The 25,577-nt window shown below is 48.4% G+C and carries 25 protein-coding genes; 23 read left to right on the top strand and 2 right to left on the bottom strand.

Annotation, left to right across the window (positions count from 1 at the left end):
• Nucleotides 1–45 precede the first annotated feature (45 nt).
• The 11 genes from H4O21_RS12830 (at nt 46) to H4O21_RS12780 (ending at nt 10,477) form a co-directional block, all read left to right on the top strand.
• Nucleotides 46–2,493, top strand: a complete 2,448-nt coding sequence (locus H4O21_RS12830; RefSeq protein ID WP_182809266.1) for a DNA internalization-related competence protein ComEC/Rec2 — start codon at nt 46–48, stop codon at nt 2,491–2,493.
• A 129-nt stretch (nt 2,494–2,622) separates the two neighbouring features.
• Nucleotides 2,623–3,297: a MotA/TolQ/ExbB proton channel family protein gene (locus H4O21_RS12825; RefSeq protein ID WP_182809303.1), complete on the top strand. Its 675-nt coding sequence runs from the start codon at nt 2,623–2,625 to the stop codon at nt 3,295–3,297.
• Nucleotides 3,294–3,713 carry an ExbD/TolR family protein gene (locus tag H4O21_RS12820; protein WP_182809265.1) on the top strand — a complete coding sequence of 140 codons (420 nt, stop codon included), beginning with the start codon at nt 3,294–3,296 and terminating at the stop codon, nt 3,711–3,713. Before H4O21_RS12825 ends, H4O21_RS12820 begins: the two co-directional genes overlap by 4 nt.
• A gap of 109 nt (nt 3,714–3,822) precedes the next feature.
• Entirely contained in the window at nt 3,823–5,634 is a 1,812-nt protein-coding gene (gene msbA, locus H4O21_RS12815) for a lipid A export permease/ATP-binding protein MsbA (RefSeq protein ID WP_220495647.1), read from the top strand.
• 2 nt (nt 5,635–5,636) lie between these two features.
• A complete protein-coding gene (gene lpxK / locus H4O21_RS12810; protein WP_368737551.1) occupies nt 5,637–6,632 on the top strand; it encodes a tetraacyldisaccharide 4'-kinase in 996 nt (331 codons plus the stop codon).
• A complete protein-coding gene (locus H4O21_RS12805) occupies nt 6,625–6,810 on the top strand; it encodes a Trm112 family protein (RefSeq protein WP_182809264.1) in 186 nt (61 codons plus the stop codon). The genes lpxK and H4O21_RS12805 overlap by 8 nt, the downstream gene beginning before the upstream one ends.
• 48 nt (nt 6,811–6,858) lie before the next feature.
• Complete coding sequence (kdsB, locus tag H4O21_RS12800) at nt 6,859–7,620, top strand: 3-deoxy-manno-octulosonate cytidylyltransferase (protein ID WP_220495645.1); 762 nt, start codon at nt 6,859–6,861, stop codon at nt 7,618–7,620.
• A 250-nt stretch (nt 7,621–7,870) separates the two neighbouring features.
• Nucleotides 7,871–8,308: a hypothetical protein gene (locus tag H4O21_RS12795; protein WP_182809263.1), complete on the top strand. Its 438-nt coding sequence runs from the start codon at nt 7,871–7,873 to the stop codon at nt 8,306–8,308.
• Between the two features lie 86 nt (nt 8,309–8,394).
• Nucleotides 8,395–8,886 (top strand): low molecular weight protein-tyrosine-phosphatase, encoded by a 492-nt coding sequence (locus tag H4O21_RS12790; protein WP_220495644.1) that lies wholly within the window; start codon nt 8,395–8,397, stop codon nt 8,884–8,886.
• A 26-nt stretch (nt 8,887–8,912) separates the two neighbouring features.
• Nucleotides 8,913–9,965 carry a UDP-N-acetylmuramate dehydrogenase gene (gene murB, locus H4O21_RS12785; RefSeq protein ID WP_182809262.1) on the top strand — a complete coding sequence of 351 codons (1,053 nt, stop codon included), beginning with the start codon at nt 8,913–8,915 and terminating at the stop codon, nt 9,963–9,965.
• 188 nt (nt 9,966–10,153) lie between these two features.
• Nucleotides 10,154–10,477, top strand: coding sequence for a hypothetical protein (locus H4O21_RS12780; protein WP_182809261.1), 324 nt, complete (start codon nt 10,154–10,156; stop codon nt 10,475–10,477).
• 75 nt (nt 10,478–10,552) lie between these two features.
• Here H4O21_RS12780 and rne read toward each other — a convergent pair whose 3' ends face one another.
• Complete coding sequence (gene rne / locus H4O21_RS12775) at nt 10,553–13,957, bottom strand: ribonuclease E (protein WP_182809260.1); 3,405 nt, start codon at nt 13,955–13,957, stop codon at nt 10,553–10,555.
• 663 nt (nt 13,958–14,620) lie between these two features.
• Here rne and rluC point away from each other — a divergent pair.
• Genes rluC through H4O21_RS12760 form a run of 3 tightly spaced genes read left to right on the top strand, consistent with a single transcriptional unit; the run spans nt 14,621 to nt 17,278 of the window.
• On the top strand, nt 14,621–15,574 hold the full coding sequence (gene rluC / locus H4O21_RS12770; RefSeq protein WP_182809259.1) for a 23S rRNA pseudouridine(955/2504/2580) synthase RluC: 954 nt from the start codon (nt 14,621–14,623) through the stop codon (nt 15,572–15,574).
• Nucleotides 15,571–16,236 (top strand): HAD family hydrolase, encoded by a 666-nt coding sequence (locus H4O21_RS12765; RefSeq protein WP_255487292.1) that lies wholly within the window; start codon nt 15,571–15,573, stop codon nt 16,234–16,236. The genes rluC and H4O21_RS12765 overlap by 4 nt, the downstream gene beginning before the upstream one ends.
• Before the next feature lie 28 nt (nt 16,237–16,264).
• On the top strand, nt 16,265–17,278 hold the full coding sequence (locus H4O21_RS12760; RefSeq protein WP_182809258.1) for a S49 family peptidase: 1,014 nt from the start codon (nt 16,265–16,267) through the stop codon (nt 17,276–17,278).
• A gap of 119 nt (nt 17,279–17,397) precedes the next feature.
• Here the strand turns inward: H4O21_RS12760 and H4O21_RS12755 are convergent, their stop codons facing one another.
• Nucleotides 17,398–17,979 (bottom strand): Maf family protein, encoded by a 582-nt coding sequence (locus tag H4O21_RS12755; protein ID WP_182809257.1) that lies wholly within the window; start codon nt 17,977–17,979, stop codon nt 17,398–17,400.
• Nucleotides 17,980–18,081: 102 nt separating this feature from the next.
• On the opposite strand from H4O21_RS12755, the gene H4O21_RS12750 reads away from it, so the two are divergent.
• From H4O21_RS12750 to mltG, 9 genes are all read left to right on the top strand, one after another.
• On the top strand, nt 18,082–18,612 hold the full coding sequence (locus H4O21_RS12750; RefSeq protein ID WP_182809256.1) for a YceD family protein: 531 nt from the start codon (nt 18,082–18,084) through the stop codon (nt 18,610–18,612).
• Between the two features lie 34 nt (nt 18,613–18,646).
• Nucleotides 18,647–18,826 (top strand): 50S ribosomal protein L32, encoded by a 180-nt coding sequence (gene rpmF / locus H4O21_RS12745; protein WP_182809255.1) that lies wholly within the window; start codon nt 18,647–18,649, stop codon nt 18,824–18,826.
• Nucleotides 18,827–18,838: 12 nt separating this feature from the next.
• A complete protein-coding gene (plsX, locus tag H4O21_RS12740; RefSeq protein WP_368737550.1) occupies nt 18,839–19,834 on the top strand; it encodes a phosphate acyltransferase PlsX in 996 nt (331 codons plus the stop codon).
• 191 nt (nt 19,835–20,025) lie between these two features.
• Nucleotides 20,026–20,970 carry an ACP S-malonyltransferase gene (gene fabD, locus H4O21_RS12735; protein ID WP_182809254.1) on the top strand — a complete coding sequence of 315 codons (945 nt, stop codon included), beginning with the start codon at nt 20,026–20,028 and terminating at the stop codon, nt 20,968–20,970.
• A 25-nt stretch (nt 20,971–20,995) separates the two neighbouring features.
• Nucleotides 20,996–21,739: a 3-oxoacyl-ACP reductase FabG gene (fabG, locus tag H4O21_RS12730; protein WP_182809253.1), complete on the top strand. Its 744-nt coding sequence runs from the start codon at nt 20,996–20,998 to the stop codon at nt 21,737–21,739.
• A 112-nt stretch (nt 21,740–21,851) separates the two neighbouring features.
• Nucleotides 21,852–22,085, top strand: coding sequence for an acyl carrier protein (gene acpP / locus H4O21_RS12725; RefSeq protein ID WP_182809252.1), 234 nt, complete (start codon nt 21,852–21,854; stop codon nt 22,083–22,085).
• Between the two features lie 168 nt (nt 22,086–22,253).
• Nucleotides 22,254–23,492 carry a beta-ketoacyl-ACP synthase II gene (gene fabF, locus H4O21_RS12720; RefSeq protein ID WP_182809251.1) on the top strand — a complete coding sequence of 413 codons (1,239 nt, stop codon included), beginning with the start codon at nt 22,254–22,256 and terminating at the stop codon, nt 23,490–23,492.
• A gap of 69 nt (nt 23,493–23,561) precedes the next feature.
• A complete protein-coding gene (pabC, locus tag H4O21_RS12715; RefSeq protein WP_182809250.1) occupies nt 23,562–24,419 on the top strand; it encodes an aminodeoxychorismate lyase in 858 nt (285 codons plus the stop codon).
• Nucleotides 24,420–24,465: 46 nt separating this feature from the next.
• Entirely contained in the window at nt 24,466–25,533 is a 1,068-nt protein-coding gene (gene mltG / locus H4O21_RS12710) for an endolytic transglycosylase MltG (protein WP_182809249.1), read from the top strand.
• The last annotated feature ends 44 nt before the right edge of the window (nt 25,534–25,577 follow it).

Raw genomic sequence — 25,577 nt, 5'->3', positions numbered from 1 at the left:
CCACCAGTGAGACAGATCAGTACATCACGCCGACAGGGAGGTCAGATGATGTGGATTCTTGTTATTATTTCGGGTCTGGTTGCCGGAAGTCTTGATCACGACTGGCCGCCAGCAGAAGTTTTATTGTTTTTGTTATGGTTATCTGTAGCATTATGGCGCAGCGCTTCCCGTACCTTCTCATTGCTGATTTTATCCTATCTTTTCAGTAGCCTGCACCTTTCATATCAGCTACATCAGACATTACCGGTATGGCTGGCTGGCCAGGATCTGCAGGTATCAGGTCAGGTTACGGCAGTTTTGCCTTCCTTATCCGGGCGCCAGAGATTTTTATTCCAGGTTGAGCACTGCCAGTTAGTAAAAACAGGTGAACCCTGTCACTTTCATGGTCTGATACGTTCAGGCTGGTACCAGAAAGAGGGAAATGAGCCTGTCAATGCGTTGAGGTCAGGTGATCATTATCAGTTTCAGGTTCGCTTATTTCCTGTCAGAGGCTTTATCTATTCCCCGGTGAATCTGTATCGGTTGAAGCAATGGAGTCAGGGTATCTTTGCCCGTGGTTATGTCAGAGCAGAGGTTCGGCATCATGTCCAGAGCAAAGATTCCGGATATTTCAATTCGATACTTCACCGCTGGCGTTCACTGGGGCTGGAACGTATTGATCAGGTATCTCAGGATACAGAATATATCAATAGACAAGCCTCTGAACCCGACAGGTCTGGTACGTCACTGGATGGGATGCCTGTCTATGCTCTGATGCAGGCTTTGCTGGCCGGAAACAAGGCGTATATTTCAGACCAGCAGTGGTTATTACTGCAGGATACCGGCACGGTACATCTGGTCGTTATTTCTGGATTGCATCTGGCTGTGCTGATGTTATTGGGTGTTAAAGCCGGGCATCTGCTGCAGTCGTCAGGACGCTATGATCGCTGGTGGTGGATTATTCTGTTTCAATGCCTTCCGGTGATTCTGTTGTTACCAGCCCTGAGTCTGTGGCCTGGTGGTGTCGCGGTGCAGAGAGCTTTACTGATGCTGGGGATATGGATAGGTCTGAATATGTTACTGATCAGCCCCTCGCCATGGAGAGTTCTCTGGCTGGCAGTGATTTTTCTGCTGATGTGGAACCCGTGGCTGATTTTTCAGGCGGGCTTTTATTACAGTGTGGCAGCTGTTTTTCTGCTGCTGTTTTTTACCGGAATGGTACGTAGCAGGACTTTTCGCCTGTATCAGCTGATACATATTCAGCTGGTGCTGTTTATCGGTTTATCTGGTATGCAGTACATCTGGTTTAATCAGTCTGCTCTTAGCAGTCTGTTGGCTAATTTACTGGCTATTCCACTGGTGACCCTGGTCATTCTGCCTCTGTCTTTACTTATTCTGGTATTTCCGGCTGATAACCTGATGTTTGTACTCAATGAGTCTGTACAGCTGTTCTGGCAGTGGCTTAAGTTTTGTCAGCAATGGACGGTTTACTGGCCCGGAAGCGCTCTGAGCGGCATTTTTCTGTTTTGTTGCGCTCTGGTCTTAGCTATTCCGGGGGTAACCGGGCGAGCCCCCTGGCTGGTTATAGTGTTTCTGGTATTGTTCTTCCGTTCCGATACCCGGAAAAGCACTCCGGGAATATTCCGGGCTGATGTACTGGATATTGGGCAGGGATTATCGGTGTTAATTTCTACCGGGGATTATCGGCTGCTATACGATACCGGGCCTGGGTTTCGTTCTGGTTTTGCGCCCATCCAGCTGGCTCTGCTGCCCGAACTGAAACGCCTGCGCCAGGCTGGCGCTGTGGCATATCCGCTTAACCATCTGGTTATCAGTCATGATGATAATGATCATAGCGGTGGCCTGAGTCGTCTGGAAGGCTGGTATCAGCCTCCGTTTTATACCGGCCAGCCCAAACGCTTTAATAGTGTCTCCTCCAAAAACTCCATAAATGAAAATGCTGGATCTGAATATCGGGCTGACAACCAGAATTATCAACGATCTGTGTTGTGCTATGCCGGACATCACTGGCAGGTTAATCAGGTACGGTTTGAGTTTTTGTTTCCTGAGCCGGGTGATCGTCAATTAAAAGCATCTGATAATAATCGTTCCTGCGTGTTGAAAGTTTCTTCTGTGGTGCATCCTGATCTGAATCTGTTGCTACCCGGCGATATTGATTATTCCGTTGAATCAAAACTGGTTAATCTGTATGGCGATCAGTTGCAGAGTCAATGGCTGGTTGCCAGTCATCATGGTAGTCACACGGGGAGCAGCGCGTTATTTCTTAACACTGTATCACCGGTTGGTATCATTTATTCTGCTGGTTATAAGAATCGCTTCGGACATCCGGCTGCAAAGGTACAAAGAAGAAGCCGGCAACTTGGCATACAACAGTACACGACCTCTGATATGGGATCTGTTTCATTGTTGCCGGAGGTGACTGGTACTGAGGCTCGTTTCCGGGTGGAATATGTGCAACAGCAACTGCCTCTCAGATGGTTATGGAAGAAATAGTCAGTAAACAACCGGGGTTTCTGTTTATGAGCCAGGGGACGATGGTGTAAACTAGCCGGATTCTTATGGCCCGACTGATCTGGACAAGGACATCTCTTGGAACTGTTTTTAACTGCTGGTGGCTGGCTGATGCTACCGATAATAGTTTGTTCTGTTGTCGCTATTGCTATCATTCTTGAGCGTTTCTGGAGTTTAAGAAAAAGCCGTATTGCTCCGGCCGGATTAAGGCAGGAGGTACTGAGAGAAGCATTAGTGACGACCTTATCGCCGATGCAGTTGCTGGAACTGGAGCGACATTCGCCTCTTGGAAAACTCTTTGCCAGTGGTTTACGCAATAATCAGTATGGTCGCGAGATCATGAAAGAGGCGATCGAAGAATCTGCAACGGCTGTGGTGCATGAACTGGAGCGTTTCCTTAGCCTGCTGGGGACGATTGCCGCCATTACACCTTTGTTAGGGTTGCTGGGTACCGTTTTGGGCATGATTGAAGTGTTTGCCGTGATTATGGAGCAGGGCTCCGGGCAGGCATCTGTGCTGGCTGGAGGTATCTCCAAAGCATTGATTACAACCGCGGCCGGGCTGGCTATCGCTATTCCTGCACTGCTGTTTCATCGCTTTTTTGAGCGGCGGGTAGCAGAACTTGTTGTTCATCTGGAGCAGGAGTCTATTCATCTGGTTGAGCAGTTGCATGGTCAGCGTGCTTATGACGATGCAGATCTGAATGTCAGGCCAACCGGGGCAACACCGAAAACACATCTTCATGGGCAGATGGAGCCTGAAGTTTATAACGGGGGCGATAAGTGAAGTTCAGGCGTAGCCATACAGAACCGGTTTCTCTGAATATGACTCCATTGATTGATGTGGTGTTTCTGCTGCTGATCTTCTTTATGGTATCGACCACTTTTGATCGTCCTTCAGAACTGAAACTGCAGTTGCCTGAGGTGACTAATGGCAGTGAAATACCTGCATCTGCGCAATCCGTTATGTTGATTTCCATTAAAGACAATGGTCAGGTTTTTCTTAATGAAAATGCCGTTACCTATTTACCTGATGCTCTCGATGCATACCAGGATGAACAGGCTCGGCCTGATCTGGTTCGGGTCATGGCAGATGAAAGAGCATTGCATCGGGATGTGTCCGGTGTACTGGATGCATTATCCGGAGCCGGGTTAACGAATATAAGCTTTCAGACTCTGGCTGCCCGTACGCATAGTAAATAATCAGCTGGTATATATTTTTATATTTAAGACGTTTCTGCCTGAGTCATTCTGGCTGGAAATCTGACCGTTAATATCCGGGATATTCCCGATGCAGTAACAGGATAATGTTTTGTCCGAAGAACATTCAAAACCCTTATCTGATGATAAGGACAGCGTCACTCGTATCTATTTTCGTTTACTGGGTTATGTCAGGAGTTTTACCGGTGCATTTGCTCTGAGTATCCTGGGGTATATCATCTACGCAGCTTCCAGCACGGCCTTCGCGGAGCTGATGAAGTATCTGGTGGATTCTATCGAAACCGGAGGCTCTGAATTCCGGGTGCTGTTTCCTACCTTATTGATTGCTGCTTTTGCCTGTCGTGGTGTAGGCAGTTTTCTGGGTATCTACTTTATGGAAGTCGTCGCCAGAGGCGTCGTCCATAAACTACGTTGCCAGTTATTTGATAAATATCTGGCTTTACCCATCCATTATTTTGATAGCCAGTCGTCCGGGCATCTGATTTCACGTCTGACATTTAATATCGATCAGGTGACGAATGCTGCCTCCAGTGCTGTAACGGTACTGATTCGGGAGGGTATTTTTGTACTGGGTCTGCTGATCTATCTGTTTTATAACAACTGGCGTCTGACCCTCATTTTTATTGCCCTGACCCCTCTGATTGGTCTGGTGGTTTCTTACGCCAGTAAGCGTTTCCGTAAGATCAGTCGTAAGATCCAGAAATCGATGGGCGATGTCACTCACGTTGCCTCAGAGGCAATCAGCGGATATCAGGTAGTACGTGGATTTGATGGCATCGAATACGAGCGTGAGCGTTTTTATAACGCCAGTGAGCATAACAGGCGCCAGTTTATAAAAATGGCTGCTACCCGAGCAATGAGTACACCTGTGGTTCAGGTGATTGTAGCTATCGCAATGGGCATTCTGGTCTGGCTGGCACTGTCACCGGATGTGATGGGGGAGATGACCCCTGGGGAGTTTATTGCATTTATTACTGCTGCATCGTTAATGGCTAAGCCTATTCGCCAGCTGACAGAAGTGAATAATGTGATTCAGCGGGGCGTTGCTGCCGCTGAAGATCTGTTTCAGCAGTTTGATTGCCCCAATGAAGAAGATCATGGTCAGAAAACACTGACCAGAGCCAGGGGAGACGTCAGCTTTAATAATATTTCTTTTACTTATCCTGAAGCGGATAAAGTAACGCTGAAGAATATCTCTTTTAACGTTAAACCCGGACAAGTTGTGGCTCTGGTTGGGCGTTCAGGCAGTGGTAAATCCAGCCTGGTGAATCTGATTCCTCGTTTTTACCAGTTAGATAGTGGTGATATTCAGCTGGATGGCCACTCTCTGAGTGATATTGCTTTAACGGATTTACGTAAGCAGATCGCTATGGTGACCCAGCAGGTCACTCTGTTTAATGACACTGTAGCGAACAACATTGCTTATGGTCAGCCGGATGCGACTCGTGAGCAAATTGAGGCTGCAGCACAGGCGGCTTACGCTCTGCCATTTATCGAAGAGTTACCTCAGGGGCTGGATACAGAAGTGGGTGACAATGGTGTTCTGTTATCCGGAGGTCAGCGTCAGCGCCTGGCGATTGCCCGCGCTATTCTGAAAGATGCACCAGTGCTGATTCTGGATGAGGCGACCTCGGCACTGGATACAGAGTCTGAGCGCTATATTCAGAAAGCACTGGATGGTGTGATGGCTAATCGGACCACCTTTGTGATTGCTCACCGCTTATCAACCATTGAAAATGCTGATGTCATTATGGTGATGGATAAGGGCGAAATTATTGAAAGCGGGCACCATGCTGAATTACTGGAAAGAAAAGGGGCTTATGCCCAGCTGCATGCTATGCAGTTTTCTGAAGTGAAAGAGCCAGCTGTTTCTGATGATGATGTCAGTGAGGCATCCCGTTGAAGGTGTTGCAAGATGCCTGGTACAGTCGGGCGCGCTGGCCTTTATTGCTCTGGCCTCTGGAAAAATTATATCTGGCTCTGGCGGCACGGGATCAGAAAAAGAAGCTGCAAAAACAGTGGCAAGCGCCTGTCCCCGTCATTGTTGTTGGTAATATTACAGTCGGTGGTACCGGCAAGTCCCCTTTAGTGGCTGCTCTGGTCGATTATCTGAAGCAGAAGGGGTGGAAACCCGGTGTTATCAGTCGGGGGTATGGTGGAAAAAGTGATCATTACCCTGTTCTGGTAACACCGGAGACTGATACCGGGGTTGTGGGTGATGAGCCCGTCATGCTGGCAGGGCAGACCGGAGTGCCTGTTGTGGTTGATCCGGATCGCTCCAGGGCCGCACGTTATCTTTTATCTGAGACCTCCTGTGATCTGATTATCAGTGATGATGGCCTGCAGCACCTGAGTCTGGGGCGGGACTTGGAACTGGTGGTTATTGATGGCCAGAGACAGCTGGGTAATCAGCATTGTTTGCCTGTTGGGCCTATGAGAGAGCCTGCTTCAAGACTGAAAACTGTTGATTACATTGTCGTTAACGGCAATGGCTCACCCGGGAAATATTTTGATAAGACACCGGTTCAGATGTCACTTAAACCGTTGCAGTGGCGACAACCTGTTTCCGGTGAGTGTCTGGAGATTGGTCAGAGGCCTTTTCATCATTCTGTACGCGCCATTGCTGGTATCGGTAATCCGCAGCGTTTTTTCAATACGCTGGAACAACTGGGGCTGACAGTGTCAGGGCAGTCTTTTCCTGATCATTATTATTTCTCCAGGGATGATGTAGCTGCCAATGGAAGCCCTGTAGTGATGACTGCTAAAGATGCCGTGAAGTGCGCAGCCTGGCTAACAGAAGAACATTGGGTGCTGGATGTGAGTGCCGCTGTCGATCCGGTTATAATGCAGGATATTCATCAGAAATTATTGACCATTCAGAAAGAGAAAACTAATGGATAAACAACTGGTTGCACTTTTAGTATGTCCTATTTGTCAGGGGCGCCTGACATATAAAAAAGAGCAGAATGAACTGATTTGTAAAGTGGATGGTCTGGCCTTCCCTATTCGGGATGATATCCCTGTGATGCTGGAAAATGAAGCGCGTATTCTGACAGCCGATGAGCGTCTGGAAAAGTAACTTGTATCCCCGGCAGGTCTTCCTGCCCGGCCCATTCAGGAGATAGTGATGCCTTTCACTGTAGTTATTCCAGCCCGTTATGCTTCCTCTCGTCTTCCAGGCAAGCCGTTACTGGATATTGCTGGTAAGTCGATGCTGCAAAGAGTGTATGATCAGGCGGCTAAAAGCGAAGCTGAACGTATCATCATTGCCACAGATGATGAAAGAATTAAGCAGGTTGCTGAAAGCTTCGGGGCTGAAGTCTGTATGACGTCTCCTGAACATTCGTCAGGTACTGACCGGTTGCAGGAAGTTGCCAGTCAATGTGGTTTTTACTCGGATGATATCATTGTTAATGTTCAGGGAGATGAACCCCTGATTCCTCCACGCCTGATCAATCAGGTGGCGCATAATCTGGCAGCTGATCCTGCTGCTGGCATTTCGACGTTGTGTGAGCGTATTTCTGACGTTAGTGCGGTGCATAATCCTAATGTGGTGAAAGTGGTGACTGATCATCAGGGCTATGCACTTTATTTCTCCAGAGCAACCATCGCCTGGGCAAGAGATGCTTTTGCAGATCAGTCTGATCAACTGCCGCCTTCTCCTTTATTCCGACACATTGGCTTATATGGTTACAGAGTAAAAATGCTGAATGACTTTGTGCGCTGGTCTCCTGCACCGATTGAACAGGCTGAACAATTGGAACAATTGCGGGCATTATGGAATGGTGTACGTATTCATGTCGCCGAGGCAGATGAAGATCATCCAGCCGGAGTGGATACTCCTGAAGATCTGGAGCGAGTACGGGCGCTGGTATCTGAGGCTCCATAAGCTTTAGTGGCTTTTATTGTCGGGTAGAATAAATCTGATGGTGGTTTTAAGCTGAAACGTTTTCGGATGCCTGTGTTCTGCTAGCCGGGTTGAATGTAATTTTCTGTAATAGAGTGACGCTTCAATTACTTATATCCTTACGCCATGACATAAGATGCGTGTAACCCGATTCAGGGTGTCGCTGTCTTCTCTTTGTATACTGGTTAACTAACCTGCCGTTATGCAGATTGACTACCGGAGTCTGAGAATCATGGATGCTGAGAACAGCCATCGTGAACTACCATCTGATTATTCAGGTGAGGCTTATATTCTGTTAAACCCTTATTGCAAAATAGCCAGAGGCGCTCTTGCTCTTCTGGTTGTCAGCTTTTGTCTGACGGTAACAGATGGGGTTGAGGCCATTTTTCTGGACCCTGTTACTCTGGCTGTCGTGTTACTGATTCTGTTTATTACGCCTTATGCTCGCCCTGAAAGACTGAATGCAGATGAGTACGCCAGTCAGACTTTTCGTCTGGTATTATTTCTTGCCTTAATATCCGTTGCTTTCGTTTTTTGTGCTTTTAAGTATGCCAGTTTCCTATCGGATGTATTACTGGTAAAAGCGGCTTTGGTGACGGTTGCGACTATGTGTTCCTGTCTGATTGATCTGTTCTGGTTTACCCTGATTCCTTCTGCCAGAGAATCATGAGGCTATATACCGGTGGTCGTGACAACATCTCTGATGACTTTGCTTTATAATCGCAGAAACTCTCTCTGTATATGGATTTTATCTGCATGAAAGATGATAAAGCGATCTCCGTACTTTTTGTTTGTCTGGGAAATATCTGTCGTTCGCCAACGGCTGATGGCGTTTTTCGCGGCCTGGTTGCCAGAGCAGGCCTGGATGAGCAGATACTGGTTGATTCAGCCGGAACCGGGGCCGGACATGCCGGAAACCCTCCTGATTCCAGATCTCAGGCTGCAGCTGCAGAACGAGGCTATGATCTGAGCAAGCTCAGAGCGCGTCAGGTAACCGAAGATGATTTTCATCGTTTTGATCTGATTCTGGCGATGGATCAGGCTAACTACAATGGGCTGATGAATCTGCAGCCTGTCAATAGTAAGGCTCACCTTGATATGTTTCTGAGTTGTGCTCCCGAGCTGGGAGTCAGAGAAGTGCCCGATCCTTATTATGGTGGGGATGATGGCTTTGAGCTGGTGCTTGATCTGGTAGAAGCTGCTGGTGAAAAGTTATTGGATTCTCTGAGAAGGCAGTACCAGTTGTGACCGGGTTTGAGGAATTAATGTCAGTTTTGCCAGAAGGAATAAAAGCCGATGCAGAGCTGAAGAGTATGAATACTCTGGGGTTTTCTGCCAGGGCTGGTTTTCTGGCTAGCCCGGATTCTGAACAGAGTTTACGCTCAGTACTGGAGTTTGCCTGTCAGTATAACCTTGCTGTACTGCCCATTGGTGGTGGCAGCAATCTGATTGTGGACTGTGATCCTCCGGTATTACTGATCAGAATGGCGAATAACCACATTCGCTATTCAGAGTGTGAAGATGATAAGGTTCTGTTAACGGTTGGAGCGGGAGTTTGCTGGCATGATCTGGTGATGGATTCTGTTGCCAGAGGGTACTTCGGGCTTGAGAATCTGGCGCTGATTCCAGGGATGGCAGGAGCTGCACCTATTCAGAATATCGGAGCTTACGGTGTAGAGTTATCTGATCGTCTGGTATGTGTGAGAGGTCTGTTTATTGATTCTGGTGCTGCGTTTGAACTCAGTCAGCAGGAATGTAATTTTGCCTACCGGGATAGTATCTTTAAGAAACAGCTGGCAGGTAAAGTGGTTATTACTGAGCTGGAGCTTAAGCTTAGTAAAAGTCGCGCAGACGTTGTTCTGGCGTATGGTGATCTTGCTGCAAGAATGACTGACGCAGAAATAACTCCGGCAAATATTGCTGATGAGATCTGTAAAATCAGGAGTAGTAAGTTACCGGCTCCTTATAATCCCGGAAATGCTGGCAGTTTCTTCAAAAACCCTGTTGTTGATCGGATAACAGCCGAGCAGCTGCGAGAGCATTTTCCGGATATACCTGTATATCCTGTAAAAGGCAGGGAAGCTTCTGAGATGAAGCTTGCCGCTGGCTGGCTGATTGAGCAGTGTGGGCTTAAGGGGTTCAGAGCAGGCTCTGTCGGTGTGTATGATAAACAGGCTCTGGTGCTGGTGCATTATGGACAGGGTAGTGCTGAAGAGCTTTTAACGCTGGCTGATTATATTCGTAGCCGGGTGTTGGAGAAGTTTTCAGTCACTCTGGAAATTGAACCGCCAAAGTTGAGTGATTTAATCCGCACGATCTCCCCTTGATACAGATAATAACGGCACTGATCAGTCATATCTGATTGGTGCGTTTTTCTCATACTGCTCCGCCTCAGAGCGCTTTACTTCTGGTAACGCTTCATTATTTTGTCCTTAAGTATTCACCTGGCTGAAACCTCATTTTCATTTGCTCCTGACAAGGTATAGCTACAGGTAAACAACATCAAAGGTGATGTATGAATGCACGGACCCAACCTGAAAAGCTGAATATCTCTGTTGAAAGTGTTGTACTGAAATCTGCCTCCAGAAAAGAACCTGAGTCTGCTCCTGTGTTGAAACATATGGAACAACTGAAGTGTCAGCTTCAGGAGCAATTAGACAGTCTGAATACGGTGGTTGATTCTATGCAGAGAATCAGTTCTATCATGGAGCGTATGGCTGATAATCGTTATAAACTGAATACCGGTGCTAAAGATTCAGCAGTTGGGGAGCCTGAGGGGCGGTCTGTAAGAGGGAAGTTTGGTAATCAGAGCGGGCATCACCCTCCAGGCAAAAGATAGCGGCCAGTGATTTGTTGTTTTAGTTATCTGAATATGAAAAAGGCCAGCTCATTGAGCTGGCCTTTTGCTTGTTGCTTAATCTTCCGTGGATTCAGAAGAATTAAGCGCCGGGTCGACCGGTTGTTGTTTAGCCTGTCTTGGGTCGTTATGGACCCGACCGCCGCCAGTACGGCGTGTTCTGGCTTTCTTCACTGACTTTTTAGGCTCAGGGCGAGGTGTTTCGCCTGCACCTGCTCCTTCTCCGGGTTTAATGACCGGAATTTTCAGCTCAACTGTACCTGTCTCGACAGCCACTCTGGCTCGCTGTTTACGACTCATGCGTTTTGGGCGAGAAGGTGTGGCTGCAGGCGGCTGTGTAGCGCTTGCTGTATTTGCCGCCACTACCTCACCTGCAGGTTGCTCAGTCACTTCGGAAGTGCTTTCTTCTGCAACAGATACTGGAGGTGTCGCAACGGCTTCAACAGCAGATTCTGCTGGCTGCTCTTCCTGAGTGGCTACTGCCTCATTTGACAGTTCAGCAGTGTCTGCATTTTGTTCTGATGCTCCATCAGCTGCAGCAGTCGTTGCCGGAGCCTCGGTTACTTCTTGTACCGGGGCAGCTTCTGATGCGATTTCTACAGAAGCGGCGGTTGCTGTTTCTGAATTGTTTATCACCTCAGAGGCCTGAGCTTCATTGCCTTCTGCTTCTGTCGTGTTGTCAGCAGATGTCGGAAGCTCAACGCCTTCAGTCGGTGGCGTGTCATCCGTTGTTACCGAAGCTTCCGGAGTTGCACTGGCTTCTGGGGCTTCAGCAACGGTTTCGACTGTCTCAGGCTCACTGGCCGTTTCTGCTACAGGATGTTCTGTGCTCTGTACCGCTTTCGGTTGTGTCTCGTCTTGTGCAGACGTTACCACTTCCGTAATCGTTGCTACAGGTGCCTCAGATGACTGCTGATTATCATCAGGTGCTACTTGTGTTACTGGCGCTTCGTTCGCAGGTGCTGTTGATTCCACTGACACAGAGTTTTCATCCTGAGTAACAGGCTTGTTTTCTGCTGTTGTCTCTGTGGCTACAGCTTCTGTAGCAACCGTGGCTTCTGCTGATTCAGGCTGATCATCCTGTTGAGCGGCGATAGTCGCTTCAGCTTTAGCCCAGATTGCACGTGCGGCATCTGAGGAAACTTCGGCATTTTCTGCTGTTGTCTCTGCAGGCTTGCTGGCTTCTGGTGCTTTCGGCGCTTCAGCTTGTACTGATTGAGGCCCTTTTCTGACCGCTTTCTCAACAGCTTCTGTTTTTTCCGAAGCTTGTGCTGCAGCTGGTTGAGCTGTTGTTGCTTGCTCTGGGGTCTCAGAAGTGGTTACTTTTTCAGTACCGGTTGCTGGATTTTCAGTGCTATTGTTACTCTTTTCCTCATTATTGCGATTACGGCGACGTCTGCGAGGATTATTGCGAGTTCGCTTATTTTTCGGACGTGCTTTTTCACTGTCCTGTCCGGTGTTTTCCTGATTCTCTGTGCTTTCTGTCGCGTTATCCGTTCTTTCTTTCTCTTCTTTTACGCGACGGCGGTCATTGCGAGGCTTCTTCGGCTTATCGTTATTGCGCTTTTCCTGATCGCCATTGTCATCCGCTTTTTTCTCGTCTTTGTTATCCCGACGATCATCGCGTTTGTCTCGGCGAGGCTTACGCTCATTACGACGGCGAGAGCGCTGTTTGTCATGGCGCTTTTCTTTCTGGTGCTCGCTTTCTTTATTCTTAGCTTCGTCTTTGTCTGCTTCAGCAGAGGCGTTGTCATTACCACCAAAGACTTTTCCCAGTGCTTTAAATAGTTTGCTGAAGAAGCCTTCTGCTACTTCTGCTCCTTTCTGTTCTTCAGGTGCAGGAGCTGGTGCTGGTGCTTTAGGTGCTACACTGCGAACCGCCGCTTTCTGGCGCTCAGCTGGCTTAGCGGGTGCTGCCGTGTCTTCTTCTTTTTCAGGCTGAGTCAGATTAATTTCGAAGCTGGACTCTTCACCTGTAGCATCCAGGTGATCATCGCGCAGACGAACGACCTCGTAGTGAGGTGTTTCCATATCTGGGTTAGGGATAACCAGTACGCCGACATTCTGACGGGCCTCAATGTCCGCCAGGGTGCTGCGCTTTTCATTCAGCAAGAAGGTTGCTACGTTGACTGGCAGAATCGCCCGGATCTGAGCGGTTCTGTCTTTCATGGCTTCCTCTTCGATCAGACGCATGATCGATAGAGCCAGTGACTGTACATCACGGATGGTTCCCTGGCCTTCACAGCGAGGGCACACCACACCACTGGTTTCACCCAGAGATGGACGCAGGCGCTGGCGGGACATCTCCATCAGGCCAAAGCGTGAGATGCGTCCGATCTGTACGCGAGCCCGATCGACTTTCAGAGCATCGCGCATGCGGTTTTCAACTTCACGCTGGTTCTTAACCGGCGTCATATCGATAAAGTCGATAACAATCAGACCGCCGATATCTCGCAGGCGAAGCTGGCGTGCAATTTCATCGGCTGCTTCAAGGTTAGTATTCAGTGCTGTTTCTTCAATATCTCCACCACGAGTAGCGCGTGCTGAGTTGATATCAATGGAAACCAGGGCTTCTGTGTGATCGATAACGATAGAGCCGCCGGATGGCAGCTTAACTTCACGCTGGAAGGCCGTTTCGATCTGGCTTTCAATCTGGAAGCGGCTGAACAGAGGAACAGGATCTTCGTACAGTTTGATCTTGTTCTGGTAGCCCGGCATCACCTGCTGGATAAAATTCATCGCTTCAGTATGAACTTCCGGGTTATCAATCAGAACCTCGCCCACATCCTGGCGCAGGTAGTCACGCATTGCGCGGATGATAACGTTACTTTCCTGGTAGACCAGAAACGGAGCTGAACGTTCTTCTGCAGCGCTCTTGATGGCATCCCATAACTGCAGCAGATAGTCCAGATCCCATTGAAGTTCTTCAGCGCTACGGCCAACGCCTGCGGTACGAACAATCACGCCCATATCAGATGGCATCGTCAGCTGGTTCATCGCATCGCGCAGCTGAGTACGGTCATCACCCTCAATGCGGCGGGAGATGCCACCGGCACGGGCATTGTTTGGCATTAGTACCAGATAGCGTCCGGCCAGGCTGACAAACGTGGTCAGCGCGGCACCTTTGTTGCCTCGCTCTTCTTTATCGACCTGTACGATAACCTCTGTGCCTTCTTTAACCACATCCTTAATATTGATGCGACCACTGATCTCAGATGGCTTTTTAAAGAAGTACTCTTTTGAAATTTCTTTCAGAGGCAGAAAACCGTGGCGCTCTGCGCCAAAATCAACAAACGCAGCTTCCAGGCTGGGTTCAATACGCGTAATACGGCCGCGATATATGTTGGCTTTTTTCTGTTCCCTTGAGCCAGATTCGATATCCAGATCATATAGTCTCTGGCCATCAACAAGGGCAACACGCAACTCTTCAGGCTGAGTTGCGTTAATCAGCATTCTTTTCATTAAACTATTCGGGTCCTTGGGACACCCAATACCGGTTCATCCGGAACAATCGTTGGTGGAACAGAAATCAAGATTTTTATGCGTGCGCTATGCTCTTCGCTTAAAGACGATTATGCAGGTCTGTTGGCTTCTGCTGTCATCAGGTCTTCGTTGCCTGGCAGCAAAAGCTGAAAAACATACTGGTGGCAAGGTACAGGGCCGGGCGACTACATTATGATGACATCCGGACACAGGCAATCGGCCTGTGCGGCATAACTCCAGCCGTTCCGCGAGACTCACCGGACACGAAACATAAGTTGATCCGTTGGCACAGAATGATTGTCTGGGTGTGCTGTTAACGGAAAAGCGAGCTGAAAAAACTCAGCTCGCATTCAAATTTTAATCTGTTACCATCACGCTTTTTTGCGGAGGTAAGGCCTGATTTACCCGCCAATACTTTCACACGGGCTGGATGACATTTGCGATACTATTTCAGGCGGTCTGCAATATAGCAGTTATCACGCAAACCATCAATTTGATTTGAGCAAGCTGTGGATTAACTGTGGGTTAGCGGGTCCATTTTCCGCGATGGTTGCCTGGTTGTCGAACCGGAAAAAATGTATACCTGCTGTTTATATTTCTGTTAATTGTACGTTGCTGAACAAAATACTGCCGGGAGGCTATGTGTCTGAAAAGACGAATTCGGTCCAGTTTGTCACCATTGATGCCAGTCACGACGGCCAGAGGGTTGATAATTTTCTGATCACTTATCTGAAAGGTGTGCCTAAAAGCCTGGTATATCGAATTATTCGAAAGGGTGAAGTACGGGTCAATAAGAAGCGTGTTAAAGCGGTTTATCGACTTCAATCTGAGGATGTTGTCAGAATTCCACCCGTACGTGTCGCGGAAAAAACGGAAGATATTCCGGTGAGCGACGGGCTGGCACAGCTGCTCAGGGAGAGTGTGCTACAGGAAACTGATAACTGGCTGGTGATAAATAAGCCTCATGGCTTATCGGTTCATGCGGGTTCAGGTATTAAGCAGGGGCTAATTGAAGCCTTAAGACAGGTGCGTGAAGGCGATAATTTTCTTGAACTGGTGCATCGCCTTGATAAAGATACTTCGGGATGTATTCTGATTGCTAAAAATCGCAAGAGCCTTAATTTTCTGCAACAGGCGCTGAAAGATAAAGCGTTCAGTAAAAAATACCATGCGTTAGTAACTGGACGCTGGCCTGATAAAATTGTTCAGGTGAGTCAGCCTTTGCTGAAGTCCGGTGATCAGAGTGAAAGAATGGTTCGGGTCAATGTTGCTCAGGGTAAAGAAGCGATCACTCGCTTTAAAGTGCTGGAGCGATTCAGTCGATGTACCCTGATGGAAGCTGAGCCGGTGACCGGCAGAACCCATCAGATTCGTGTACATGCCCAGTTTACCGGCCACCCTTTAATTGGGGATGTGAAGTATGGCAACAAACAGGCAGATTCCGCTTTTCAGCAGAAAGGCTTTTTCCGAATGTTTTTGCATGCTGCCAGTCTGGGGTTTCCTGATCCGGATTCCGGTAGCGTTATCAGGGTGAGTGCGCCTCACGATAAGGCAATGAAAGATCTGTTAAAACAATTGCATAAAGAGGCGGGATGATGAAATACCCTGTTGTCATTTTTGACTGGGATGGCACTTTAATTGATTCTGAGGCCCGGATTGTGCTGTGTATGCAAAATGCAGCACTTGATGTCGGCTGGCAGCCTGCGCTGAGCTATGAGTCCGTACGCGATATCATTGGCCTGGGATTGCCTGAGGCTATTCGAACGCTCTGTCCCGGCATAGATGAATCTCAGCTGCAATTGTTAAAAGAGCGTTACTCCTGGCATTTTCTGGAGGCATCAGATCAGGCGATGCCTCTGTTTCCTGATGTAGAGGAAGGGCTTAAGCGCCTTCAGACTGCGGGGTGCCGGCTGGCCGTCGCCACAGGTAAAAGCAGAAGAGGGTTGAATCAGGTTTTTGAAGAGACGGGATTGGCACACTATTTTTCTGCGTCCCGGTGTGCCGATGAGACCCGTTCGAAGCCAGACCCTATGATGCTTAATGAACTGTTGCACGAAATGCAACTCAAGGTGTCTGATGCGGTGATGGTCGGAGATACTGAGTTTGATATGGCGCTGGCTGAAAATGCTGGTATGGACCGTATCGCCGTAAATTACGGAGCCCATCACCCGGAGCGTTTGCAAAAATATCATCCGGTTTTTACTGCAGACCAGTTTTCTGATCTGGTTGACTGGCTTCTTGATGTATCGCGTCGATAATCGTCCAGATATCGGCTGAGGTGGAAAAATGAGTGAATCGAACTGGAAAGAACCTCCATTAAAAGCAGATGCTTCTCAGCGTCAGGCGGCATCGGTGCGTAATTCGTCCCGCACCGCAAAATCTGGTGCTGCACATACCGGGCATCTGATGGAAAAATGGTTAATGGAAACCCTGAAAGAACAACGCCGTGCTCGTCGCTGGACGCTGTTTTTCCGTTTTGCACGCCTGATTGTGGTCGTGGTTGTGATCTTTATGTTCTGGCAGAAATCATCTGATTCGATTGAATTACCTGCTGGCGAACATGTGGCCGTGGTTGATGTGTTGGGCGCTATTGGTGATGAGCAGCCAGCTAATGCGGATTTTCTGATTCAGGGATTGCGATCTGCATTTGATGATTCCGGAACAAAAGCCGTTATTCTGAATATTAACAGTCCGGGTGGCAGTCCTGTCCATTCCGGTGAAGTGTACGATGAGATTATCCGTCTCAGGGCAAAGCATCCCGATACTCCGGTTTATGCTGTTATTCGTGATATTGGCGCTTCCGGGGCTTACTATATTGCTGCCGGAGCGAATGAGATCTATGCCAACAGAGCCAGTCTGGTCGGGTCGATTGGTGTGGTCTCATCCGGGTTCGGTTTTACAGGGCTGATGGATAAAGTCGGGGTTGAACGTCGTGTCTTTACCTCCGGTGAGAATAAGGCTTTTCTTGACCCTTTTACCGATATGAGTGAACAGCAGGCTGATTTCTGGCGTTCGGTGTTGAGCCAGACTCATGAGCAGTTTATCCGCGCTGTTAAAGAAGGCAGAGGGGATCGCTTGAATGATGATCCGTCAGTGTTCAGCGGGCTGGTCTGGAATGGTGAGCAGGCCAGGGAGATGGGGTTGATTGATGGTCTGGCGAGTATGCGTCAGGTGGCTGAAGATAAGGTGGGTATCGGTCGTCTGGTCGATTTTACTCCGGAACCATCGCCGTTGAAGCAGCTCGGACGTGAGTTTGGGGTGCAGGTTCAGGCTGCGTTACGTAATATGGCAATCTATTAATAAAGATTAGATTCAGTTGAATGGCATGTGTCCGATAACACCTGGCAGGTCGCTGCCTGGCAGGTGTTGTTCTCTGATAGGTGGGATCTCAGATGATGGCGTGTCTTCAGGTTGTGCTGCTATGATAGAGGGTCTGTGCCTTCATTGCGCAGCATGGTGGTAAGAGCAATAAGAGGAAGGCCAATCAGGCTGTTCGGATCTCTTCCCTCCAGGGCTGAAAACAGAGTGATACCTAGCCCTTCAGATTTAAAGCTGCCTGCACAATCCAGTGGTTGTTCTTTTTCAATGTATGACAGAATTTGCTGATCGCTCAGTTCTCTGAAATGAACACAAAAAGGCTCCACATGGCTTTGATGCTGGCCTGTCTGGCTGTTGTACAGGCATAGTCCGGTAAGAAACGTCACGCTTTGTCCATTGAATGCTTTTAACTGCTGAAAAGCATTGTCTTTGGTGTGTGGTTTTCCGATAATGCGCCCGTTATGGGTTGCGACCTGATCACTGCCTATAATCAGATGAGCGGGATAATGTGTGCTCAGAGCACTTGCTTTGAGCAAAGCAAGGCGTTCTGTAAGCTGCTGTGCCGTTTCATCCGGGAGTGCTGTTTCGTCAGTATCCGGGCTGGCCTGGATAAATGACAAGCCTAGTTTCTCCAGTAGCTGCTTTCGGTAGCGAGAGGAGGAAGCAAGAACAAGTGGGAGCATTAGATGAATCCTTGTCGATAATCGCAACGTCGATAAATATTTGGTGTTCTTTTTATTCTATCCTTTGACAGTTGCGGGTCATATCCCTATTATTGCGCGCTTATGTTTGGTGACCGACTTCCAATTACGATCGAGCCGTACAAATTAGCCCGGGATGCAGGTTTTATCGAGGGGGATATTCCTCTCGATAAATGCGAGCGGGTGATCAGTGCTCTGGCTGATACGCAAGGGCATTGCCATGTACGTCTTGAGTTCGATATCGACCCTCAGCGGATACGCTTTATACGGGGTAAGCTGAAAGGCCAGTTAATGGTCAGTTGTCAGCGCTGTATGCAGCCGATGCCTATTGATGTCGATAGCGAATTTTTGTTAGCGATTGCTTCTTCTGATGAAGCGGCTGCTAACTTACCGAAACAGTATGAACCGCTGATCGTCGAAGACGAAAAGCTGGAACTCTTACCTGTGATTGAAGATGAGATTCTGCTGACTCTGCCAATCACATCGTATCACGATGAGGGTGAGTGTTCCGTTTCAAGTGAAATGCTGGTTTCAGGTGATGTGGAAGAAGCGCAACCTGAAACTAAACCGGAAAATCCTTTCAGTGTGCTGATGCAGCTGAAGGACAAACGTTAACTGCAACCTCTAGTTGTATTAGGAGTGAGTTGTCATGGCTGTTCAACAGAACCGTAAAACCCGTTCTAAGCGCGGTATGCGTCGTTCTCACGATGCGCTGACTGTATCTGCGCTGTCTGAGGACAAAACCACTGGTGAAACCCACCTGCGTCACCATGTGACTGCTGATGGTTTCTACCGTGGTAAGAAAGTTGTGGACAAGGGCGAAGAGTAATCTGGCTCCCTTGTGCTAATCGCTATTGATGCGATGGGCGGGGACTTCGGTCCCCGTGTCACAGTGCCTGCCTCGCTTCGGGCGCTGAAAGAAAACCCTTCTCTGTATATTCTTCTTGTCGGTGACCAGGCTCAGATCTCAGCCTGTTTGCCTGAACACTCTGCTTACCTGTCACGAATTGAAATCTGTCATTCCGATATCAGTGTTGCTATGGATGAAAATCCGAAAAGTGCATTGAGACATTATAAAGGATCATCTATTCATCTGGCTGTACAGTCTGTGGCAGACAGGAAGGCGGATGCCTGTGTCAGTGCGGGAAATACCGGTGCGCTGGCAGTGATTAGTCGCTATCTGTTGAAGATGTATCCCGGAGTCAGTCGACCTGCTATCTGTACTTTGTTACCGTCCCGAGCGGGTGAATGCCTGATGCTGGATCTGGGGGCTAATCTGGCATGTGATGAGTATGATCTGTTTCAGTTTGCCATGATGGGGAGTGCGATGGCTGGCGTGATGCAGAATAAGGCTTCCCCTTCAGTCGGATTGCTGAATGTAGGTGAGGAGGAGTTGAAGGGGACTGATCAGATTCGACGTGCGGCAGCGCTCTTCTCCAGTAGTCCGCACATTGAGTATAAGGGCTTTGTTGAAGGCAGTGATATTTTTACTGGTGATGTTGATGTAATCGTTTGTGATGGTATTTCTGGTAATACAGCATTAAAAACCAGTGAAGGTGTTGTGCGCTTTTTATTTCAGCAGATACGGCAAGCTTTTAACCGGAGTTTATATAGCCGTTTTATCAGTTTACTGGCCCGCCCTGTGCTAAAACGTTTACGGCGTTCTTTGAATCCGGAGCAATATAACGGAGCTGTACTTCTTGGCTTGCAGGGTGTTGTTGTCAAAAGTCATGGGGCTGCTGAAGCTGAGGGCTTTTATCGGGCTATTGTGCATGCGCAGCGTGCTGTAAAGGCCGATTTATGTCAAAAAGTAGCAGAAAAGATTCAGGCACAATAGTGCCTTGCGTGTTAAGTAAAGCAATAGATTAATTTAGAAATTGAGCCTCGATTTTTTTTCTGTTGTGCTATAATCGCGCGCTGTTCTGGCCTGGTGGTCAGTCTATTAAGGATTTAAAAGGGTTTCGGTAACCCGAGACTTAAATGTCCTGGTCTGAAGCCAATTAATAATAACAGTGTAAAGGGTTTGCTATGACACAGTCCCTGGCTTTTGTATTTCCTGGGCAGGGTTCTCAGGCAGTTGGCATGTTAAGTGAGCTGGCTGATCGTTACTCAGTTGTGCGTACCACGTTCGAAGAAGCTTCTCAAATTCTGGGGTATGACCTCTGGCAACTGGTTCAGGAAGGTCCCGCTGAAGCACTGAATCAGACTGATAAGACCCAGCCTGCAATTCTGACTGCCAGTGTAGCTATATGGCGTGTCTGGCAAGAGCTTGAAGGTCCGCGCCCGGATGTTGTGGCAGGACATAGTCTGGGAGAGTACAGCGCACTGGTTTGTGCTGGAGCTATCGGTTTTGCTGATGCTGTCCGTCTGGTTAAACTGCGTGGTGAGTTCATGCAGGACGCTGTGCCAGAGGGAGTAGGCGCTATGTCTGCTATTCTGGCGCTGGACGATGAAAAGATTGAAGAAGCCTGTCGATCCGCTGCTGAAGATGAAGTGGTTTCCCCTGTTAACTATAACTGTCCGGGGCAGGTTGTTATTGCCGGTAATAAAGCGGCGGTAGAGAGGGCTGGTGCTAAGTGTCAGGAGATGGGCGCTAAGAAAGTAGTTCCTCTGGCTGTCAGTGTACCTTCTCATTGTGATCTGATGCGTCCTGCCGCTGATCGTCTGGCTGCTGAGCTGGAGAAGATTGCTATCGAAGAGCCGCGTATTCCTGTGGTTCAGAATGTTGATGGTTTGCCACAGACGAATGTGGATACGATTCGTGAAAACTTACTGGCTCAGTTGTATAGCCCGGTTCGTTGGGTGAGCTGTGTTCAGTATATGCTGGATCAGGGTGTTGATACCACAGTAGAGTGTGGCCCTGGCAAAGTACTGGCGGGTTTGAATAAGAAAATTCAACGTAGCCTCAGGGTCCTGGCTGTTAATGACCCGGATGCCCTGACATCTGCTATTGATCTGGTTAAAGGCGACTGATCTTTAACCATGTCCGGAGAATGTAATGAGTATTGAAGGTAAAGTTGCTCTGGTTACCGGAGCAAGCCGTGGTATCGGTCGTGCAACGGCTTATGCACTGGGTAAAATGGGTGCTATTGTTGTTGGAACTGCAACCTCAGAAGGCGGTGCAAACAGTATTTCTGAAGGCCTGGCAGAACAGGGTATTCAGGGTAAAGGTATGGTATTGAATGTGACTTCTCAGGAGTCCGTTGATAGTGTGCTGAAAGAGATTAACGCAGAGTTTGGTGCCCCTCTGATTGTGGTTAACAATGCGGGTATTACTAAAGACAACATTCTGATGCGTATGAAAGAAGACGAATGGGATGATGTGCAGGATACCAATCTGAAGTCCGTGTTCCGTGTGTCTAAAGCTGTTCTGCGTGGTATGACTAAAGCCCGTTGGGGGCGTATTGTTAATATCAGCTCTGTTGTTGCCACTATGGGTAACATGGGGCAGACCAACTACGCTGCGGCAAAAGCCGGTATGGAAGGCTTTACCCGTGCAATGGCCCGTGAAGTGGCTTCCCGTAATATTACGGTGAACTCTGTTGCTCCGGGTTTTATTGCAACGGATATGACCGATGCTTTGCCTGAGGAGCAGCATGACATGCTTAAGAAGCAGATTCCTCTGGCTCGTCTGGGCCAGCCAGAAGAGATTGCCAATGCAGTCGCCTTCCTGGCGAGTGAAGGTGCAGGTTACATCACAGGTGAAACTCTGCAAGTTAATGGCGGCATGAATATGCGCTAAAGCTGGTTTTGAGTAATGGCTTGCGCCACTCAATAACCCTCTATAAAATACCGACCAGTTTTTTGAATTATAAGACTGTTCGGATTTGTACCCACAGGAGAATTGTTTAATTATGAGCACTATCGAAGAGCGTGTAAAAAAGATCGTAGGCGAGCAGCTGGGTGTTAAAGAAGAAGAAATCACCAATGCTTCTTCTTTCGTTGACGATCTGGGTGCAGACTCTCTGGATACTGTAGAGCTGGTTATGGCTCTGGAAGAAGAGTTTGAGACTGAAATCCCGGACGAAGAAGCTGAAAAGATTACAACCGTTCAGGAAGCAATCGATTACGTAGTTGCTCATCAGTAATCTGGGAGCGTAATCAGTCCTCAGACTGACTACAAGGAAGCCGCTTTCTGCTCTGCAGGGCGGCTTTTCTTTTTTGTCATTTCTTTTTATCGTTAAAGACTCCGGATCTTATCTGAATAACTGTTTATTCAGAAGATTGCTCTTTATCTCGTAATTGGAGGAAGCACAATGCCTCGCAGAAGGGTCGTTGTTACTGGCCTGGGTTTGGTTACGCCCCTCGGTAATAATGTAAAAGATAGCTGGGATGGTATCCTGGCCGGCAAAAGTGGTATTGGTCCTATTGAGCACTTCGATACATCGGGTTTCAGCACCCAATTTGGCGGCTCGGTAAAAGGCTTTGATATCTCTGAATATATGCCGACAAAAGATGCCCGTAAGATGGATACTTTTATCCAGTACGGTATGGCTGCGGCTATTCAGGCGGTGGCTGATTCCGGTCTTGAATGTGCAGAGGAAAATGCTGCCCGTATCGGTGTTGCGATTGGTTCCGGTATTGGTGGTCTGCCAATGATTGAGGCGAATCACAGTGTGCTGAATGAGAAAGGCCCTCGCCGTATTTCTCCTTTCTTTGTACCGGGCAGTATTATCAATATGATTTCTGGGAACCTTGCCATCCGGTTTGGTTTTCAGGGACCTAACATAGCGATCACAACAGCCTGTACAACAGGCACACATAACATCGGTTACTCTGCTCGTACTATTGCTTACGGCGATGCAGATGTCATGCTGGCCGGTGGTGCTGAAATGGCGACAACACCTCTGGGACTAGGAGGCTTTGCTGCTGCTCGCGCCTTATCGACGCGTAATGATGACCCTCAGGCAGCCAGTCGTCCATGGGATGCTGATCGTGACGGTTTTGTACTGTCTGATGGTGCCGGGGTACTGGTTTTGGAAGAGTATGAGCATGCTAAAGCCCGTGGTGCAACCATTTATGCTGAGTTGACCGGTTTTGGCATGAGTGATGATGCTTATCATATGACCTCGCCACCAGAAGACGGTCGGGGCGCTGCTGCTTCTATGGCGAATGCGATTAAAGATTCAGGTCTGAACCCTGAGCAGCTGGACTACATCAATGCGCATGGCACTTCTACGCCTGCTGGCGATGTAGCTGAAAGCCGTGCCGTAGAGAAAGTGCTGGGTGATGCCGCCAGCTCCGTTGCTGTCAGCTCGACCAAATCTATGATTGGCCACTTGTTAGGGGCTGCCGGTGCTGTAGAAGCAGTATTTTCTATACTGGCTATCCGTGATCAGGTGGCTCCGCCAACGATTAATCTGGATAATCCGGCTGAAGGCTGTGTGCTGGACTATGTGCCTCATACTGCTCGTGATATGAAAATTGATCATGCGCTGTCCAACTCCTTTGGATTTGGTGGTACGAACGGCAGTCTGCTGTTCTCCCGTATCTGATCTGATAAGGGCTTCTTTTTACAGAAGCCCTTTCTCCTTTCTCTGACTTTATAGCCTGCGGAATCTGTTGTGCCATTTCAGACCCTGATAAACGGCAAGCCTGGTGATACCTTACCTGTTACTGATCGTGGACTTGCTTACGGCGATGGTTTGTTTGAAACCTGTCGTGTCGTGGATAATCAGCTGATGTTTGCAGAATTACACTGGCGGCGATTGTCTGATTCTGCAAGCCGTCTGGGAATTGTTCTGCCTTTTGACGCCGGAGTATTCCGGCAGAGTTTGCTGAGGGTAGTGCCTGGCTCAGGACTGGCTAAGCTCATCGTAACCCGAGGTAGTGGCGGTCGGGGCTATGCTGTGCCTGAGAGGCAAGAGGTACGATGGCTGGTTCAGGGAATGCCTGTACCGGTTACACCTGCACACTACTATACTCGAGGCGTGACGGTCAGGAGCTGTAATATAAAGCTGGCCTCACAGCCAGTGCTTGCAGGAATGAAACATCTGAATCGTCTGGAACAGATCCTGGCTCGTAATGAATGGACGGACCCGGATATTTTTGAAGGTTTATTGTTCAGTCAGGACCGCCTTCTGATCGAAGGGACGGTCAGTAATCTGTTTCTGCTGAAAGGAGATATCTGGTATACACCCCGATTAGATACATCTGGTGTTGCCGGGGTGATGCGAGCCTTTATTTTGCAGTATTGTCAGCAGAATCATTTGTTTGTGGAAGAATCTGTTCTGACTGCAGACGACTTGATGCAGTCAGAGGCTGCTTTTTTATGTAATAGCGTCAGAGGTGTTATTCCAATCAGAACCTGGCTGGAAAATAATCAGATCAGGAAACAGTGGGATATTGCCGGTCAGCTGATTGAGTTAATTTCTTCTTTGCACAGGCAATCGGGCTTGCCTGATCCGGCTCAGGCTGTTTAACTCACTGAATTATCGTGATTTAAGTTCAACGAATATGGGTTATCGGATGGCATTCTTTTACAAACGCAGCGTACTAATTCTGTTGTCTGTTCTTTTGTTTCTGGCAGTATCGGCTCTGGCTGGCTTTCTTTACTGGAAGAAAATGCTGGCCGCGCCTTTGCCAATACAGAATAGTGTGATCTTTGAACTGCAAAAAGGTGCAGGTGTTAATCAGGCGCTGCGTGCACTGAAGCGTGAGGGTATTCTGGAACACCGCTGGCCCCTGAGGCTCTGGTTAAAGTTGTATCCGCAGAAGTATGTACTCAGGGCAGGTGAATACCGGATACCAAAAGGAATTAATGCTCATGCGCTGCTTGATATTCTGACATCAGGCAAGCCGGTTCAGTATCAGATCACTTTGCCCGAAGGGCTGTCATTTAAAGAAGTACTGGCTCTTCTGCAACAGCAGGCCAAACTGGATGTCAGAACTCATGATATGAAAACTGGTGATATTATGCAGGCTGCAGCGGGTAAAGATTATCGTGACTTGCATCCGGAGGGGCAGTTTTTCCCGGATACCTATCAGTTTCATAAAGGTGTCACTGACCTGCATATTCTGAAGACAGCATACAGTAAAATGCAGCAGGTGCTTAAGGAAGAATGGGATCAGGCCGATCAGAAAAAGTTACCTTATAAATCCGCTTATGACGCTCTGATAATGGCTTCGATTGTGGAAAAAGAAACCGGTGTTCCTGATGAGAGAGCCCGGATTGCCGGGGTTTTTGTTACCCGCTTGCAGAAAAAAATGCGGTTGCAAACTGATCCTACGGTGATTTATGGACTGGGAGAGCGTTTTAAGGGCAACCTGACCCGGACCCACTTGAAAGAAAAGACGGCATATAATACTTACCGTATTAATGGTCTGCCGCCAACGCCTATTGCCATGCCCGGCAGGGGGGCAATTCATGCTGCGCTGAACCCGGAAAAGGATGGGTCTTTATATTTTGTGGCCAAAGGGGATGGCAGTCATGTTTTTAGTCGTACACTGGCCGCTCATAACCGGGCAGTACGGGAATATCAGATTTATAAGCGTAAACAGAATTATCAATCGAGCCCTGACCGGGCTGAGCAGTAGTGTGCTTTCTGATTGATTATTCCGTCAATAAGGCATCTTTGGGA

This window comes from Oceanospirillum sediminis (assembly GCF_014164585.1).
GTDB lineage: Bacteria > Pseudomonadota > Gammaproteobacteria > Pseudomonadales > Halomonadaceae > Oceanospirillum > Oceanospirillum sediminis.
This window is presented reverse-complemented; position numbering and strand designations above follow the sequence as displayed.

Coding starts and splice junctions, on each gene's coding strand:
- H4O21_RS12830 (WP_182809266.1), top strand. CDS start 46: ATGATGTGGATTCTTGTTATTATTTCGGGTCTGGTTGCCGGAAGTCTT.
- H4O21_RS12825 (WP_182809303.1), top strand. CDS start 2,623: ATGCTACCGATAATAGTTTGTTCTGTTGTCGCTATTGCTATCATTCTT.
- H4O21_RS12805 (WP_182809264.1), top strand. CDS start 6,625: ATGGATAAACAACTGGTTGCACTTTTAGTATGTCCTATTTGTCAGGGG.
- kdsB (WP_220495645.1), top strand. CDS start 6,859: ATGCCTTTCACTGTAGTTATTCCAGCCCGTTATGCTTCCTCTCGTCTT.
- H4O21_RS12795 (WP_182809263.1), top strand. CDS start 7,871: ATGGATGCTGAGAACAGCCATCGTGAACTACCATCTGATTATTCAGGT.
- H4O21_RS12790 (WP_220495644.1), top strand. CDS start 8,395: ATGAAAGATGATAAAGCGATCTCCGTACTTTTTGTTTGTCTGGGAAAT.
- H4O21_RS12780 (WP_182809261.1), top strand. CDS start 10,154: ATGAATGCACGGACCCAACCTGAAAAGCTGAATATCTCTGTTGAAAGT.
- rne (WP_182809260.1), bottom strand. CDS start 13,957: ATGAAAAGAATGCTGATTAACGCAACTCAGCCTGAAGAGTTGCGTGTT.
- H4O21_RS12765 (WP_255487292.1), top strand. CDS start 15,571: ATGATGAAATACCCTGTTGTCATTTTTGACTGGGATGGCACTTTAATT.
- H4O21_RS12760 (WP_182809258.1), top strand. CDS start 16,265: ATGAGTGAATCGAACTGGAAAGAACCTCCATTAAAAGCAGATGCTTCT.
- H4O21_RS12755 (WP_182809257.1), bottom strand. CDS start 17,979: ATGCTCCCACTTGTTCTTGCTTCCTCCTCTCGCTACCGAAAGCAGCTA.
- H4O21_RS12750 (WP_182809256.1), top strand. CDS start 18,082: ATGTTTGGTGACCGACTTCCAATTACGATCGAGCCGTACAAATTAGCC.
- rpmF (WP_182809255.1), top strand. CDS start 18,647: ATGGCTGTTCAACAGAACCGTAAAACCCGTTCTAAGCGCGGTATGCGT.
- fabD (WP_182809254.1), top strand. CDS start 20,026: ATGACACAGTCCCTGGCTTTTGTATTTCCTGGGCAGGGTTCTCAGGCA.
- fabG (WP_182809253.1), top strand. CDS start 20,996: ATGAGTATTGAAGGTAAAGTTGCTCTGGTTACCGGAGCAAGCCGTGGT.
- acpP (WP_182809252.1), top strand. CDS start 21,852: ATGAGCACTATCGAAGAGCGTGTAAAAAAGATCGTAGGCGAGCAGCTG.
- fabF (WP_182809251.1), top strand. CDS start 22,254: ATGCCTCGCAGAAGGGTCGTTGTTACTGGCCTGGGTTTGGTTACGCCC.
- mltG (WP_182809249.1), top strand. CDS start 24,466: ATGGCATTCTTTTACAAACGCAGCGTACTAATTCTGTTGTCTGTTCTT.